Below are 16,504 nucleotides of genomic sequence, written 5' to 3' on the forward strand. Positions count from 1 at the left end.
CAAACAATTTATTAAAAATAAAAGACCGGACCCCCTTATTTGGAGTTCCGGTCTTATAAACACTAAACAACTTCATTCAACCGCCCATCCCGAAACCTCACAATCCGCTTCGCCTGCTGGGCAATAAATAAGTCATGAGTAATCAAAATAATCGTACGACCGTGTGCATTTAATCTCTTTAAAATGTTTAAAATTCCACACCTGTCTTCGAATCTAAAGCTCCCGTAGGCTCATCCGCCAAAATGATTGACGGATCTCCTGCCAACGTTCGCGCAATAGCAACACGTTGCTGCTGTCCACCAGATAACTCTGATGGAAAATGCTTCTTACGATCCAGCAAGTCCACCGATTCTAGTGCATGTAAAACGAGAGGCTCTCTTTCCTTTTTGCTCATCCCCCGATAGATCAAAGGCAACTCTACATTCTCATAGGCACTTAATCTCGGCAGCAGGTTAAAACTCTGAAAAACAAATCCAATCTTCTGATTACGAATCTCAGCAAGTTGAGAATCCTTAAGCACGTTTATCGCTTGACCATCTAGGTCATAAACACCTTTATCTACAATATCCAAGCACCCGATGATGTTCATCAGTGTGGACTTGCCGGAACCCGATGGTCCCATGATTGCCACGAACTCTCCATGATCAATATCTAACGAGACATCATCTAATGCTTTTATCGTTTCCTCGCCCATCGTATAATATTTACTGGCATTCTCGATATGAATTAAAGTCATAACCTTCACCTCCATTACTTGCACAAAGTCCAAATAAATGAAGTAACTGATTCATAACCTTACTGCTTCGCCTTATAAAATTCATGATACAGCTTCATGAGCGCCCTTTTCTCAATCCGCGACACATACGATCGCGAAATCCCCAGCTCCTTCGCAATCTCCCGCTGCGTCCGCTCCTCACCGCCGTGCTCCAATCCAAACCGACCCATAACAACTTCCTTTTCCCGGTCATCCAATATATCTAAATTTTTATAGATTTTGCTCTTCTCAATCTTTAGCTGTACCTTATCTATAACATCGTCAGCCTCCGTCCCGATTGGATCATGCAGTGACACATCTTTTCTCGTTTTTTTCAACGACCTTAAGTGCATCAAGATCTCATTCTCGATACATCGTGCCGCAAACGTAGCCAATTTCGTTCCCTTATTCGGCGAAAAGGATTCAATCGCCTTGATCAATCCGATGGTCCCAATCGAGATCAAATCCTCCAGATCTTCGCCTGTGTTTGAGGTTGTGAACACGAAGCAACGTAAAACCTGTCCACAAATGACCGCTAACATCGAAAGAACTGCACCCGGCAGTTCTTTCGATGTTAAGCTATCGTTTCCGTTAGCTCAATCTTTACAAGCTTTATGCCCTTTACTTCAAAGAACAGCAGCCGATTAATTTCGGTTACTGTCGTGTTGATTTAAACTAATGTTCCTCGTTAAAATAGCTTGTACCATTATGTGAGCTAGCCTCGAATCGTTGGTATATTTTCAACACTGAATCATTTATAGTTTTAACCTATAATTATAATATATTTTATATATTAGAACTATAAATTTTTCTGCTTTAAAATACATTTAACAATAGATCTTGATTGGTGGTATACATTCGACTGGGGGGATTGAAGAATGAAGATTTTGGCAAATAAACGCTTAGATCAAGCTGGCTCTTATCTCGCCATAGTACTTGTTGCTGGGGTAGGTATGTTTCTCACAACCTTAGACTCAGGAATTCTTAACGTTGCGATCTCTTCTCTTGTTCGTGAGTTCCACTCTTCTGTCACAACTGTAGCCTGGACCATATCTCTTTATACCATTGTCATATGCAGCTGTATTGTCGTCTTCGGCAGGTTAAGTGACCGTTATGGACGTTTAAAAATTTATTCAATGGGATTAACGTTATTTGCGCTTGCCTCCCTGTTTTGTGCGTTTTCAGGAACTGTGATACAGCTAATTTCATTTCGAATCTTACAAGGGATAGGAGCTGCCATGCTTCAAGCAACCTCTGCTGCTTTAATAACAACCTCAGTATCCCCTATCAAAAAAGGTGAAGCACTGGGGGCTCTAGCCGCTTTTTTTGGACTCGGGCATGTCCTTGGACCTGTTGCGGGTGGAATCATCTTATCTACAATAGGATGGAATTGGATATTTTTGATTAATATCCCTATTTGTCTTCTTTGTTTACTTGCATGCCACTATGTCTTGAAAGGAAAAGTAGTGCCGGTAAGCAAAAAACCGCCGTTAAATTTGTCCGGCAGCCTTTTGCTTTCAGCCTCTATTTTTTCATTAGTTTATGGATGCTCTCAGCTAGGTTCTCCTCATTCCGGAATGTATATCATGCTTTTTACAATCCTTATGTTCCTGTTTATCCGAAGAGAAAAAAGGGCGGCTAATCCTATTGTTCCATTATCGTTATTTCACAATGGTTTCTTCACAGTCTCTTTATATACAATTTTTGCATATGGAGGTGTTACACGTCTTTGTATGATTGTCGTACCTTTCTATCTGGAACAGGCAAGTTATTATACCCCTTGGAATTCCGGGTTGGTAAATTTAATGTTACCCTTGGGCCTTGTATTGACCTCTAATATAGCCGGCCGACTGATGAGGAGTTGGGGCACGTTCCGATTAATGACAGTCGGACTTTGCTGTATGTTAGTGCCACTGCTGATTCTTGCCTTTTTGCTCCCGAACTGGCAATTACCTATAGTTTGCTCATTACTTTTTGTTTATGGTGTAGGTGCCGGGCTTTTCCAACCTTCAAACATTGCCGCTATCATGGAAGCTGTTGGGCCCTCGCATCAAGCAACGATTGGCTCTGTACAAAGACTTGCGCAGAACATTGGAATTTCATTGTTCACTGTAGTTACAGCCGGATTTCTTCAATCTCCCGCTCTTGATATATGGATAGGCTCACGCAATTCATTCTACTTGGCAGCCGCAGCCACTTTCCTAGGCATTTTGGGGTTTGTTATTATAAATCAATATGAAAAATGTAGGCTAGAAAAGGCCACCGATCTTACCGGCAGCACTTTAGATTGAGCAACTGACAATACTTCGGATTTTTTACATGAATAAAACTACCATGTCACTTTTATCTAAGAGTCGGAAGGCCCAAGAAGAAATCCAGAAACAAAATTGTATATCCATCAATGAAAAAGTCGTTCAGTTCGCCAATCTTGGGAAGGCACTCATAAAAGTGCGCCATGAAGGGATTGATCCCTTCATGGCGCTAGAGGCCGTGACGCCTGGAATAAACTTGTATCCTCTATTGAAGTGCTCGAACGTGACGATTGTAACGAAATTTTGTCCTATCGGAGAGGCTGTGTAAATCATTAAGCAAGCCCTATGTAACTAAAGTTGCCAGTCGAAGTAGTACCACTGACAGAGTTTGATGTTTCTAGCCTCTCAGCTGAATCTCATAATCTGTAACAATCTTTCCATCGTACTGAATAATTTGGCCATTTTGATTCTTATCAGACAGGATTATCTCGGTACTCATCTGCCCAGCGGCTTCGGGAGACTTGACGAATCCGCCGTGCGCACCCGCTTCCATGCCGTTCAAGTCGGTTGCGACAGCGCCAGGCATGATGCCGAAAATCTGGCGATGGCTGCCCATTTTTTCAAACTCGTAAGCGTAAGTCAGTGTCATCACGTTGAGTGCTGCTTTGCTCGTAATGTAAGCGAGCGGGTGCCAAAAGTCGGTCGGCGAAATCGGAACGGTGATGTTGACGATTTTCGCGTTGTCTGTCAGAGATGACAGCAGACTTTTGATGAGTTCATGTGTGCCGAGAAAATTCGTTTCCATCGTCGTGCGTAAATCCTCAGTTGTATAGTCAAATGTGCGCTTTGCGAGGTCGAGCGCCGCGCGCCCAGGCTTGACACTATCAGGAATTCCAGCATTATTGACCAAAATATCGAGCGAATTAACCATTTTAGCCGCTGCCTGCAAGCTGTCAAGATTATTCAAATCAATCTTGATGAACGTCGCTGATATGTCTTCTGCGGCAAGTTTTTCGACTGCTGCCTGCCCACGGGCTTCATCACGCGCTCCAACGAGAATGTCATAGCCACGCTTACCAAGACTTCGAGCGATTTCGAAACCGATTCCTTTATTTGCGCCAGTGACGAGTGCTTTCATAGTGAGCTCCTTTTCGTTTTTTACTTGATACAAGCACATTATAACTTAACGATAGAATCATCAGCATCCTCCAGAACGTCTCAATTCCTCTGATACGATGCGTTTCTGCGTTGGATGGGTCGTTAATCATGAAGCTGATTGTTGCTCCAGCCAATCCGCTATGAGTGCAGCTATGAAATTGAGTGGTGCTTCACTGTCTGCCACATTTGGAGTCTCAATGCAACTTTCCAAATATCTCCAAATCAATTGTACTTCAGGAATCGGAAAATATGCAAATTTATTAATAATTATTAACAATTAGTAACGAAATATTATTCTACTCTTCTGCCCGTTACTTCAACGAGGCTGCCGATTAATTTCGGCAGCCTCGTCTTCGTTTCTTATTGAACAAACGTATCCGTTAGTTTAAACCTCTTTGCACTTTCCAACTTCCTCATCTATTTCTTCGCTATCATAAAAAATCATCTCAAACTTAAACCACTGATTGAACCACCGAATGCCGTGATGGCATGCTGGACAATACAAACACAGCAATGATGGCGATGAGTACGCCGAGTACCCCGAACCAGGTAATGGATGCTAAAGAAACACGGTTAACGATCAGCCCGCCGATTCCTGCACCGACAGCCATGGCAAGCTGCATCATGGAACTGTTCAAGCTCAACATGACGCCCGAGGATTCAGGAACAAGCGAAACCAGGTTAAATTGCTGCGCGGGAGCGGATGACCAAGCGGCAAAAGACCAGAGGATCAAAATGGCGATTACGGCAATGACCGACTGTCCGACTAAGGATAGCAAAATCAACGAAATGACGTGAAGCACCATCCCTGAAACGAGCGTGTATTTGATGCCCCGTTTATCCGCACTATAGCCGCCGACTTTCGAGCCAATCAAACTGGCAACGCCGAACACGAATAGAGCTGCGCTAATCAATGATTCATTTAAATGAGTCACCTCTAGCAGAAAAGGGGATAAGTAAGTATAGGCAAGGGAATATCCTCCCAACCAGAAAAAAGTAATCGCTAAAGCAACCAAAACCCGAGGTTTTTTTAACAAAGCAAATTGTTTGATCAAAGAGACAGGCTTGTCACCCTGCATACGTGGTATAACCGCAGCAATGACAAGCATGGCCAAGCCCCCGACAATTGCGATGGACAGAAATACCGCTTTCCAGCCAAAAGCCGAGGCTACCATTCTGCCGAGCGGGACGCCGATGATGAGCGATGCGGTAATGCCCATGGTGACATTCGCGATGGCGCTGGCCTGCTTACCTGGCGGAGCCATTTTGGCGGCGATGCTGAGCGCGTTAACTGTGACCACCCCGGCGCCTAACGCCGTAATGATTCTCGCGGCAATGAAGAAACCGAAGCCGGACAATACAAATGTCAGCAGATTTGCGGCAATAAAGAGGCCCAGCGAATAAAGTAGGAGCTTAAGCCGGTCCATTTTGGCCGTTAGCGCCATCAAAATAGGAGTGCCGACCGCATAGGCCAGGGAATAAACCGTAATGAGCTGGCCTGCTGCCGCAACGCTAGTTCCCAACGTCTCTGCGATTCGGTCTAATATCCCGGAAACGATGTAATTGGATGTTCCAACTAAAAAGCTGATCAAGGCTAGAGCGTAAACTTTCCATGTGCTCTTCATAATTCACTCTCCTGATGTGTTTTAAATAACTATATTTTTGTCGATAACGAGAAACCGCCACGGCTTTATGTTAGCAGCTGAAGGAGTCAGCGCGGGGCTTGCCGTAATGTTTCGGTCAATTCCTCCCACGAAATCTTGATCTCGGGATCATAGCTACGAACCGACAGGCGTTCTCGAATAATATCAAAAAAAAGTTGGTGCTTCCTCGTTTGCGACGGTTGTGAAACCGACATGGTTCTCTCCCTCCTTTTTGTAAAAAAACGGCATTTATCATTTTGTTTCAATACAACATTAGTCGTTTGAACAACATTTGTTGTATTTGTATGTTATAATAACAACCGAATGGTACGCAATCATCAATAACCATAAACCGTTGTATTGACAACACCATTACTATAATGTCGTTTTACTGGGGAGATCTTAACTATGACAATTAAAAAAAATGAAGCTGATCCTCGTGTGATACGTACACGGCGACTCCTTCAAGACGCTTTTGCTTCATTAATTCAAGAAAAAGACTTTGAATCAATAACCGTTAGGGATATTGCAGAACGGGCGACTGTTAACAGAGCGACTTTTTATGCGCACTTTGTAGATAAATTCGAAATTCTTGAGGCCAGACTAATGGAATCATTTATGACAATCATAAATCGTAGAATAAGCGGTCACGAAGTATTGAATGAAGAAACAATTCAGAGTATTTTTCTGGGGGTATGCGAATTTCACAAGGGTTTAAGCACTATGTGCAAAAGAAGAAATACATCGCTTGTACCTGTATTCGAAATTCAAATAAAGGAAAAAATTCAAACGATACTTCTTTCCTTTATTGACAAAGACAAGATGCTATCGAATCCAAACGCGCAATTCTTAATAAATACAGCTTCTATCATGTTAAGTTGGGGGATGTATGGGGCGGCTTACGTTTGGAACAAAGAGGGGTGTCTAATAAGTGTGGAATCATTCGTTAAACAGTCTTTGCCCTTAGTGATGAACGGAGCCAAAGAACTGCTGGGATAGGTCCTTTCGCTATTGTTCTGCCCTGCCCGTTCAGATGAAACCATTAACTTGAATCACCGGTTGTTGTGTACACAATGAATCATCCTGCTATCCTTGAATTCTTTACGACGACCTTGCCCCAATCTCGTGACCATCCTTTCCGATCGTCGACTTGCACAGCATCTTTGTCTTGCCAATTCTGGATATGACCATCTGGGTGGATTAGTACATCCGCCCTTCAGATGTGCTATAAAAAGCCTGTTGAGCATTTACATAGAGTCCAGAATGGCCTCTCCTGCAGCATTGCGCTTAGCTGAAGAAGTTTATCAGGGGGATTGGCAATGGCATTCACCAAGAGAAAATCGGATGGACGAATTTGCTCTGATCAAGTTAGAATTTCTATTCATTGGCTATCTGGTATAAATACGATACGAGCAGAAGTAATGAGTAAAGAGTGAATGTTTGGTTGGGGGCTTAGTTTAAAAATAGGTCTATAGGATGTAATAAGTTTACCCTAGCTAAGCGGGTAACGAGGGAGTTTAATAACAAAGTGGGCTGCCTCTGGTACTGTCAATTTAGAAAAAAACATCTTCTTCTGTTTATTTTTTCATTTATATCCATTTTTTTTCACCTGATGACAGCTACGCTGGTATTACCCCTAACTGAAAAAAAGGGGCGTAGGACGCCCCTTCTTCGTAATTTTATTACCTTCCTTAGTCCATATCGGACGCATGTATGCTTTCTTCCAACGAAGCGGAAGCGGCATAAGACACCTCCCTCGTCATACAATACATTTTAAGCATGGGAAAAAGGGTCATTAATGGCAATATTTTTCGAGGTCTTTCACTTACTTTTAAGTACCAGGGCCTTAATTATAACTATCCTCCAGTTAATTTAACGGAAAAAGCATCCGGTTATCTAGCCGTGCCGTCATGTCGTGATTGAACTAATGTATCCGTTAGCTTAATATTAAAAGCTTAAAATTGCATTTTATTCGAACATTTCCTCGCGATAGATGCCGGTTTACTTGCAGGTTTACTGTCGCATTTCTAATGAGTTATTTTTCGAAGGCTTTAAAATGCATGCACTTAATGTAATTCCCAACAAAACCATCAGAAGAACGCCTGCAATGACAACCATCTGAATGGAAAACACTTCAGCCGCAATTCCGAATACGACGGTCGTAACCATGATTAGAATTGCTTCGATAAAACCATTTACACTGCCTACCCGTCCCATAATATCTACCGGAATATTGTTTTGATAAAAGGTGGCGAAGCCTGTATTTGCAAAAGCTAAAAAGAAAGCTAGGATGAAAAAACCAAATGCTGCGACATTAAAAGTAGTGGAGAATGCGTAGATGAGATAACCCCCACATACCCCCAGCGACCCTAAACCGATCATCCATGAAGTAGCAACCTTATTGACAATCAGTGTATTTACACTTGCCCCGACAATAATTCCTGCGCCGGCAACACTAACCAAAATGCCGTACTCTCTTTCAGTCAATTCAAGTACTACTTTTGCAAAGGCAGCCTCCAACGAATCTACGGCAGAAGCCATAACAACCATAACACTGCTGAAAAGTATACAAATGACCATTAAATAGATATAACTGCGGTAAAATCGGATGACCACGTTCCAGTCTTGCTTTATCACATCCCATGTAATCCGACGATCTGTCATTTCGTTGAACTCTTTCTCTTGGTTTGGCATAAAAATCGTAATAAGACCGGAAACAAAAAGAGCTGCTGCATTCATATAAATGGCAAACGAGGGCGAACCAATCATAAAAAGCATTCCAGCTATCGCAGGACCAATCAAGAAAGCACCCGACCCGATTAACCCGTTCAGAGAATTAAAACGTTGTCTTTGATTCGGCGGGATCAACTTTGTTATATAAGTTCCGGATGCCGGACCAAATACAGATCCAGCCATATTAATACAAAAGACAATTGAATAGATGTACCATATGGATGAGTACAACGGAAGCAGGACGATCAGTACGGCCCTAAAGATATCAAGGAAAACCATGAGGTTGCGTTTATTCATCCGGTCAATCAAACTGCCTGACCAGATATTTGTAAACAAAGTGGAAAGTGGCCTGAGAATATACAGTGCAGATACCGCCAGCGCCGAATGTGTCATATCCAGTAATATCAGATTAAGTGCGATAAAATAAATCCATCCACTTATGTTGGAGATCCCAATACCAAAGAGCAGGATCAATGGATATTTCCATGACTCTAACACTACCGTGTGTTTCATTCCGACATCTCCTTTCACAAACTTATGTTTAGTTGATAACTCGTTTGATGCCGATATGGCTAAACAAAAAAATCCCACCCCCAAGACTAAGTCATGGGGACGAGATTGATCGTCGCGGTACCACCCCAGATTCGCTAATCTGTCACCAGATTAACCTCATCAAGTACGGCATTCAAAAAGATGCTTATATACTAGCTCTGTAACAGGAGCTCCCGTCACACCATAACCCCAGAGAAGTCAGGGTTCCATTGTGATGCTCTGAGGCTTGGTTCAATAAAGTATTCTTTACTCCTTTTCAGCTACCGGAGTTCTCTTTAAAAGAACACATATATTTACTCTTCTCTTCAACGCATTTGTATAATATTACCAAACAAAAACCTTTAAATAAACATCAAAATTAGTCAGTTTGTCTTCTCATAAATAAGTACTGGCTCCCCATCACGTTTGCCCAATATGAAGACCCCATGAGAACTGTCGCCACGTTAAACTGCCCGTTACTTCAACAAATGAAAAAAGAGCTGCTGTCAAGCAAGCTCCATCTAGTTCTTCTTTTGTAGAACGACGAAACCGTTCCCTACATTTTCTGTAACGGCAAGTTTTGAAGCCTTTCTCTATTGAATGGTCCTTTCTTTATTATCAAATTAGGAAGTTTTTCGTACCGCGAACCACAATTCAACGTAGTTAAGGCCATCTCTGCCTCCATAGACTTCGAGTTCCATCCCGTCGACTTTCTCATATCCTGCCGTAGGTAACCATTCCGAATAAAAGCGGCGATATAATGACTCGATTGAATCGTTGAATTGATCCCATGAAAACAGCTCCGATGGGAATATAGCCCACGTATGTGAAGGGATTGTGATTTCTAAATATCCATCAGTTTTACTGGATTCGCTCTTAAATGAACACAGCATATACGGAAACGTATCATTTTCGGTTCTACGATAGCTGCAAACTGCATGCACTTTAAGCAAATCCTTGCTCAGATTTACAGGCAATTCGCCCGCATTATCAGCTAATCTCTCTACCTCGCCGTTAGCATGGCATTGCTGCCAAAATTCCCCTGGGGTAGTCAGTACTTCACCACCTCCACTAGTTTGAAACACTCTCTCAATGCCAAATACTTGGAAAGCTTCCTTAGTTTCGATCCGATAATTCATAGCCTCAGCCCCTTTGATTGAGATAAGGAAGGAAAGCCGAGGGTAGGCTTTCAAAGCGACGCCTGTCGATTACATCAAATTCTGTTCAACTTTCAGTCCAACTATTAAGATACACCATTTGTTCACTTGTAAGTTCATCAATCGAAAGTCCTAATGAATCTAATTTAAATCTAGCAACAAGTTCATCCGTTTCATCGGGCACGCCGACAACGGTTTTCCCCAATGTCTTATAATTATCATTTACATATTTAAGTGATAGAGCTTGTAAAGCAAACGTCATATCCATAATTTCAACAGGATGTCCATCACCCGCTGCCAAATTCACAAGACGTCCTTCTGCAAGCACGTAAATCTTTCGGCCATTTATCATTACATACTCCTCTATATTCTTTCTTACCGTTTTATGAGATACACTTGCAGCTTCAAGTGCCTTTATATTGACCTCAACATCGAAATGACCGGCATTACTAAGAATAGCTCCATCTTTCATTAACCAATAATGTTGACTGTCCAACACATTTTGATTGCCCGTAACCGTAATAAAGATGTCTCCAACCGTTGCTGCTGATGCCATAGGTAACACAGTAAAGCCATCCATATATGCTTCAATAGCTTTAATAGCTTCCACCTCAGTAACAATCACTTGCGCACCAAGCCCTTTCGCACGCATAGCAACACCTTTACCACACCAACCATAACCTGCCACAACGACAGTTTTCCCAGCAACAACCAAATTTGTTGTTCGATTGATACCATCCCAAACGGATTGACCTGTACCATATCGGTTATCAAAAAGATACTTGCATTGCGCATCATTAACAGCCACCATAGGGAAAGAAAGTTTTGCTTCTCTTTCCATCGCTTTGAGTCGGAGAATTCCCGTTGTGGTTTCCTCAGCACCACCACGTACTTTCGTTAATAACTCCTTCCTTTCCGTATGAAGTAAAGTAACCAAATCACCTCCATCGTCTATGATTAAATCAGGCTCTGTATCTAGTGTTTTCATTAAATATTCTTTATACTCTTTCTCACTAGGATTGTAACGGGCATATACCGTAATTCCCTCGCTCACAAGTGCAGCACATATCGCATCTTGAGTTGAAAGAGGGTTGCTTCCAGTAATGGTTACCTCTGCACCGCCAGCTTGAATAACCATAGCCAAGTATGCTGTCTTTGCTTCCAAGTGAAGTGAAATAGCAACTTTCAAACCTTTAAATGGCTGTTCTTTAACAAAAAGCTCTTTAATGCGATTTAACACCGGCATATGTGCTTTTACCCAATCAATTTTTAATAGTCCATCTTCTGACAAATTCATATCATGTACAATGCTGCGTTCTAATGCATTCATTTTTTAACCACCTTTTAGAAATGAAATTTATTAAACAAAGTAAAATTTTAAAATAATCCTAACCTAAGAAACCTTTAACATCTTCTTTTGACTACTAATTACTTGAAATACAAATGCCATTAGATACAAGACTTCGACCAATACAATCGCCCCAATCACATCTAATATCACATGTTGCTTTATGAAAATTGTTGAAATTATAATTGAAAAGTAAAGCACTGCTACAATTGCAAAGGCTGCCCCTTGTATTCCAGCACATTGTTTCGCTCCTTTTAAAACAATATAACTTGTTAGCACATGAATGCTTGGAAAACAATTATAAGGCTGGTCATGATTGTAAACGAATCTAATCATATCATTGAAAATCCCTTGTTCAGTCAGCTGTGGTCTCGCTATAGTGGTCTGGAATACACTATATATGAGATAACAAATTATTAAACCAATACACATAATCGTTAGGGTTTTGAAATAAGTTTCTTTCTCTTTTAGGAAAAGCCAAATAAACTTTGACAACAGAAATGGGTACCAGCTGTCATAAGGAAGAATAAAGATAGGCATGAGAGGAATATGTTTATCGAGTTCAGCCCATAACATCCGCACACTTGGTCTATCATGATTAAGAAAAGTATAAACAATACTAAGAATCGGTATTAAGTTAATCCATAGTAGTGGCCAATATCTTTTAACATAACTCACATTTCTTCACTCCACACCCTCTATAATCAATCACCCTACTGCATTTTCTTCCATCACTTAAAATATGGATCTAAATTATTCAATTCAATTTGCTCTGCCCCCTTTATTAGTGAATGAAGTTATATCCCAAACATAGTGATACTGTCAGCATGAAAACTAAAATGACCCTTCTCATCGCACAACCCCCATTTGTTTACTTGACACTACTGAATATAAACAAAAAAAATAAAGATCCACGTGGGATCTTTATAAAGAATTTCTGAAGAAATCATGAAGTATTGGCAGCTTAACGGTGAACGCGAAGTGTCCTGTTTGATGGGAAAGTGTAATTTCCCCTCCATGCTGCTGGATAATGTTTTGTGTAATAGAGAGGCCTAAACCAGCTCCAGTCATAATCGATTGAGTGTTCCTAGATATATCTACCTTATAGAAACGTTCAAATAATTGTTCTTCTTGCTGTTTTGTTATTGGTGTTCCCATATTTTCTATTGTTATGTACAAGAACTGTACATCATAAGTCATAGAAACACTTATTTCTCCTGGTTTAATTGAGAATTTCAAAGCATTCATAAGTAAGTTATCAATAGCTCTTACGAACTTCTCGTTATCGATTTCTAAATGGATCTCTGATTGGTTTATTTTCTTTATCAATGTGACTTGGTTCTCTTGCGCAATAGGCTCAAATTCAAAAAGCATTTGTTCGAGAAGTTCCTTTATTTTAATTGTCTGTAAATGAAGTGGAGCAATATTAGAAGTAAGACGCGTGTATTCAAAGAGTTCATCAATTAAATCCTTTAAATATATTGCTTTATTGTATGTGTTTTCAATAAATCGTTCGTATTCTTGCTCATCACGGAAAGCTCTTGTTCTTAACAGGTCAACATAACCAATTATGCTTGTTAAAGGTGTACGTAAATCATGGGAAACTCCTGTAATTAGCTCCATCTTAGACTGTTCCATTTTACGCTCTTTTTGTATCAGTTGTTCCATCTGGTCAGCCATATGGTTGATGCTTAAAGCCACATTTCCGAGTTCATCCTGTCTTTGAATGGGCACGCGGTACTGGAGATTGCCACTGGATATTTGGTTAAGGCCATTTGCTAAAGTGAGTAGATATCGGACAATTCTGCGAGTGAATAAGTAAAAAAAAAGAATAAACGTTAGAACCATAATAGTTAAATTTGCAATATTGAATAAATAGCCGTATTCTAATTGATTGATATAATTAGCAAGATATGCTCCAACGAGAAATGACAAAACAAAACTATAAATACACGACCAGAACAAATCAAGCCGAATGCTTTTTTTACCATTTAGAAGTGTAGTCATCTTATATTTCAATCTTATACCCAACTCCCCACACGGTTTTGATATACCGAGGCTTTCTAGGTTGATCTTCTAGCTTTTCTCTCAAATTCCTGATATGAACCATCACGGTGTTTTCCGAGAAACCAAAAGGCTCCTTCCATACCGATTCATATATTTTATCCGCGCTAAAAACCTGGCCTGGATGATTGATAAGCAGCTCTAGAATGGCAAATTCAAGCGGGGTTAAAATAATCTCTTTCTCCCCCAAAGAAACCTTATGTTTCGATTTGTCTATCACTAACTGATCTAAAGCAATGATGGCATCTGAAGCTTCTTTTTTCGTAAAATGTTGTCTGCGAAGCTGAGCCTTAACTCTGGCTAAAAGCTCAAGCGGATTGAAAGGTTTCGTTATATAATCATCAGCACCTGTTGACAAACCCATGATTTTATCAATATCTTCTTCTTTGGCTGATAACATAATAATTGGAGTTGTTAACGATTCTCTGATTTTAATACATGTTTGAATTCCATCAAGTCTAGGCATCATCACATCAAGAATAATAAGCTCTACCACCTTCTTTTTTAAAAGCTCTAAAGCCATTAATCCATCCTGAGCTTCTATTACGGAATACCCTTCGTTACGCAAATATACATGGACGACATCACGAATTTCCGAGTCATCGTCGACAACGAGAATGGTGTTCATCTTACTTTACTCCTTTCTGATTTCTGATAAGGATGATCATGCTCAACAGAACAAGTAATGCAAGCAATGCATATAAAGCATAATGATAAAACATGGTCCCGATCGTTTGAACATATGTCCCGGCAAAATGACCCATTACAAAAAAGATTACCGTCCAAACCAAGCCAGCCGTGTACGAGTATAACACATAGCGGCGATAAGGCATTTTATTAATGCCAACTAAATAAGGAATAACATGGCGTACGACAGGTAAAAAATAACTTAAGCTCAAAGCTAAATTCCCGTGCTTTTCGATCATTTTTTCCGCTGTTTGCAAATGTTTGGCAAAGTTCTTTTTACGCCGGAGTTTTTCCAAAACAGGTGATCCTAGATACCTTCCCAATATATAACCCAGTGAAAGACCGGAGACCACACCGAGATAAGTAATGATGAAAGCAGGAATTGTATGGAGTACCCCGGCGGCACTGACGGCTCCTCCAGTCATAACGATGACTTCATCCGGTATAGGCATCCCTATAATACCAAGCCACAAGGCAAAAAATAAAGCAACGTAGCCAAAGTTCGAAATGGATTGCAATAACGTATCGTAGTCCATCAATTATCCTCCTTCTTTCTACAGACGTATACGAAAGCAGGCGGGAAATTCAAGGGTACAAATTTGATGCTCTCAATATAGAATATATCGGATAAATGCTTCTTCATTTGTAAAGAATACTGAAAAGCAACAAATATTCCTCCTGGCTTTAAAGTATCCCAGATTTGATTAACTAATGCATTTCGCATGTCTTCAGGGAAATTGAAGAAAGGCAAACCACTTATAATGCAATCAAAATGAGCAATTTCTTCTTTTTGCATGACTTTCCTTAAATCACATGCATTTGAATAGCAAGAATAATAAGGATACAGTTCTTTCAACCTTCTATTCATTAATTCGTCTTTCTCGAATAATATCACTTTGGCTGATTCCAAAACTCGTGATTGAATTACTTGTGTAATTGCTCCAGTACCTGAACCTAATTCAGCGATTGTTCGAACATCCTGCCAAGCCACAGAGTTAACCATTTTTCGAGATAAGAACCGTGAACTTGGTATTATGCTTCCTACATATTTAGGATCCTCGACAAACTTTTGAAGGAACATTAATGTTTGATTGCTAGACATATTGCTTCTCCCCTTTACTATCAGTTTTTTTATTTATTGATATCTTCATTCATCAAACTTCTATTCATCAATTCAGAATTAAGTAGCTTCTGTAGCTTATAAATACAGATCACAATGGCAGCAATTACTAGGGCAACTCCAATTGACCTAAAATCAATCAAGCTAAGCAGCCTTGAAATTCGATCCCCAAAAACAAAACCTATTGTAAAAAACAATCCAGTCCATATCACAGCACTTGTATAGGAAAGTAAAGCGAATTTTTTGAATGACTTACCACTAATACCAGCAATAATTGGCATGACATAGCGAATCACAGGGATAAGGTAGCCTAAGCATATGGCAAAGTTGCCATACTTCGTAAATAAAGCCTCAGCTCTGAAAATATAACGTTTTTGTCTCCCCAATAACCCCAAAATCCAATTCCCAAAAAACTTACCGATGAAAAAACCTACTGTTGTAGAAGTTAATAATCCAGATAAAATAAACCCATATATGATCCACGGATTAAAAACACCGTTATTTGCTAATAAACCACCTGTTAGAATGGATATTTCGTTTGGTATAGGTATGCCAAATGGCCCTAGACAAAAAGCAAGAAAGAAAATAATGTATCCGTGATCCTGTATGAGTTCGATCAGTAAATTGCTAATCATGATGATGACCCCCTCTTTCTTTTGATACTTTTATAGTAAATGAATATTCTAAGGAACTACTGGGGATATTTCTAAAGAAATTCTGAAGTAATTACTTGTCTTTTCTGTACGGAGTCAGTCGTAATTTCTCAATAATATTCATTCAAAGTAGACTGAAGCATATTCTCTTTCTTCTTTCCAACTTAATGAACTGAACGCAACAAAGCGCCTCAAGTATATAAGCTAAGGCGCTTTGTTTATTAACATTTTATTATTAGTAACCTAACCTTAAATTGAGGTAGTGGTTAACTCAAAACAATAAAACAATCTTCTGCTTTTTACTAATAATTATTCCGATAATATCTGTGAAACCAGTTCTGCGGCTAGTTAGAACCTTCAAGTCTTCGAGATAATTCATAGAACACTAAACATACTTCTTAATT

14 protein-coding genes, 2 pseudogenes and 1 other annotated feature are annotated in these 16,504 nt (G+C 40.1%); of the genes and pseudogenes, 2 read left to right on the top strand and 14 right to left on the bottom strand.

The window, feature by feature from the left end; all coding sequences use genetic code 11:
* Positions 1-62: 62 nt before the first annotated feature.
* Both GC102_RS11340 and GC102_RS11345 read right to left on the bottom strand, forming a co-directional pair.
* Positions 63-736: pseudogene (locus tag GC102_RS11340) on the bottom strand (ABC transporter ATP-binding protein).
* Between the two features lie 59 nt (positions 737-795).
* The gene (locus GC102_RS11345) at positions 796-1,296 is read right to left on the bottom strand and encodes a sigma-70 family RNA polymerase sigma factor (protein ID WP_281367653.1); all 501 of its coding nucleotides are present in this window, start codon (positions 1,294-1,296) and stop codon (positions 796-798) included.
* A 336-nt stretch (positions 1,297-1,632) separates the two neighbouring features.
* Between GC102_RS11345 and GC102_RS11350 the strand changes: the two genes are divergently transcribed.
* The gene (locus tag GC102_RS11350; protein WP_171689631.1) at positions 1,633-3,045 is read left to right on the top strand and encodes an MFS transporter; all 1,413 of its coding nucleotides are present in this window, start codon (positions 1,633-1,635) and stop codon (positions 3,043-3,045) included.
* A 358-nt stretch (positions 3,046-3,403) separates the two neighbouring features.
* On the opposite strand, the gene GC102_RS11355 is transcribed toward GC102_RS11350, so the two are convergent.
* From GC102_RS11355 to GC102_RS40570, 3 genes and pseudogenes are all read right to left on the bottom strand, one after another.
* Positions 3,404-4,144 carry an SDR family NAD(P)-dependent oxidoreductase gene (locus tag GC102_RS11355; RefSeq protein WP_171689632.1) on the bottom strand — a complete coding sequence of 247 codons (741 nt, stop codon included), beginning with the start codon at positions 4,142-4,144 and terminating at the stop codon, positions 3,404-3,406.
* A 472-nt stretch (positions 4,145-4,616) separates the two neighbouring features.
* Complete coding sequence (locus GC102_RS11360; RefSeq protein ID WP_171689633.1) at positions 4,617-5,789, bottom strand: MFS transporter; 1,173 nt, start codon at positions 5,787-5,789, stop codon at positions 4,617-4,619.
* A 39-nt stretch (positions 5,790-5,828) separates the two neighbouring features.
* Positions 5,829-6,022 (bottom strand): annotated as a pseudogene (locus tag GC102_RS40570) (nitroreductase family protein); the annotation flags it as partial.
* 193 nt (positions 6,023-6,215) lie between these two features.
* On the opposite strand from GC102_RS40570, the gene GC102_RS11365 reads away from it, so the two are divergent.
* Complete coding sequence (locus GC102_RS11365) at positions 6,216-6,806, top strand: TetR/AcrR family transcriptional regulator (RefSeq protein ID WP_171689634.1); 591 nt, start codon at positions 6,216-6,218, stop codon at positions 6,804-6,806.
* A 1,014-nt stretch (positions 6,807-7,820) separates the two neighbouring features.
* Here the strand turns inward: GC102_RS11365 and GC102_RS11370 are convergent.
* From GC102_RS11370 to GC102_RS11410, 9 genes are all read right to left on the bottom strand, one after another.
* The gene (locus GC102_RS11370; protein ID WP_171689635.1) at positions 7,821-9,053 is read right to left on the bottom strand and encodes an MFS transporter; all 1,233 of its coding nucleotides are present in this window, start codon (positions 9,051-9,053) and stop codon (positions 7,821-7,823) included.
* Positions 9,054-9,145: 92 nt separating this feature from the next.
* Positions 9,146-9,410 (bottom strand) — a binding site (T-box leader).
* Positions 9,411-9,694: 284 nt separating this feature from the next.
* Positions 9,695-10,210 (bottom strand): GyrI-like domain-containing protein, encoded by a 516-nt coding sequence (locus GC102_RS11375; protein ID WP_171689636.1) that lies wholly within the window; start codon positions 10,208-10,210, stop codon positions 9,695-9,697.
* A gap of 85 nt (positions 10,211-10,295) precedes the next feature.
* The gene (locus GC102_RS11380) at positions 10,296-11,558 is read right to left on the bottom strand and encodes an adenosylhomocysteinase (RefSeq protein ID WP_171689637.1); all 1,263 of its coding nucleotides are present in this window, start codon (positions 11,556-11,558) and stop codon (positions 10,296-10,298) included.
* Between the two features lie 63 nt (positions 11,559-11,621).
* A complete protein-coding gene (locus tag GC102_RS11385; protein ID WP_171689638.1) occupies positions 11,622-12,254 on the bottom strand; it encodes a phosphatase PAP2 family protein in 633 nt (210 codons plus the stop codon).
* A gap of 246 nt (positions 12,255-12,500) precedes the next feature.
* Positions 12,501-13,595: a HAMP domain-containing sensor histidine kinase gene (locus GC102_RS11390; protein WP_246320867.1), complete on the bottom strand. Its 1,095-nt coding sequence runs from the start codon at positions 13,593-13,595 to the stop codon at positions 12,501-12,503.
* Positions 13,585-14,268, bottom strand: a complete 684-nt coding sequence (locus GC102_RS11395; protein WP_171689639.1) for a response regulator transcription factor — start codon at positions 14,266-14,268, stop codon at positions 13,585-13,587. The genes GC102_RS11390 and GC102_RS11395 overlap by 11 nt, the downstream gene beginning before the upstream one ends.
* A gap of 1 nt (position 14,269) precedes the next feature.
* Positions 14,270-14,863 carry a DedA family protein gene (locus tag GC102_RS11400; protein WP_171689640.1) on the bottom strand — a complete coding sequence of 198 codons (594 nt, stop codon included), beginning with the start codon at positions 14,861-14,863 and terminating at the stop codon, positions 14,270-14,272.
* Entirely contained in the window at positions 14,863-15,429 is a 567-nt protein-coding gene (locus GC102_RS11405) for a class I SAM-dependent methyltransferase (protein ID WP_171689641.1), read from the bottom strand. The genes GC102_RS11400 and GC102_RS11405 overlap by 1 nt, the downstream gene beginning before the upstream one ends.
* Positions 15,430-15,458: 29 nt before the next feature.
* Complete coding sequence (locus tag GC102_RS11410; RefSeq protein ID WP_171689642.1) at positions 15,459-16,082, bottom strand: DedA family protein; 624 nt, start codon at positions 16,080-16,082, stop codon at positions 15,459-15,461.
* Positions 16,083-16,504: the final 422 nt, after the last annotated feature.

Origin of the sequence: Paenibacillus germinis (assembly GCF_013141785.1) — a bacterium.
GTDB classification, from domain to species: Bacteria; Bacillota; Bacilli; order Paenibacillales; family NBRC-103111; genus Paenibacillus_E; species Paenibacillus_E phytorum.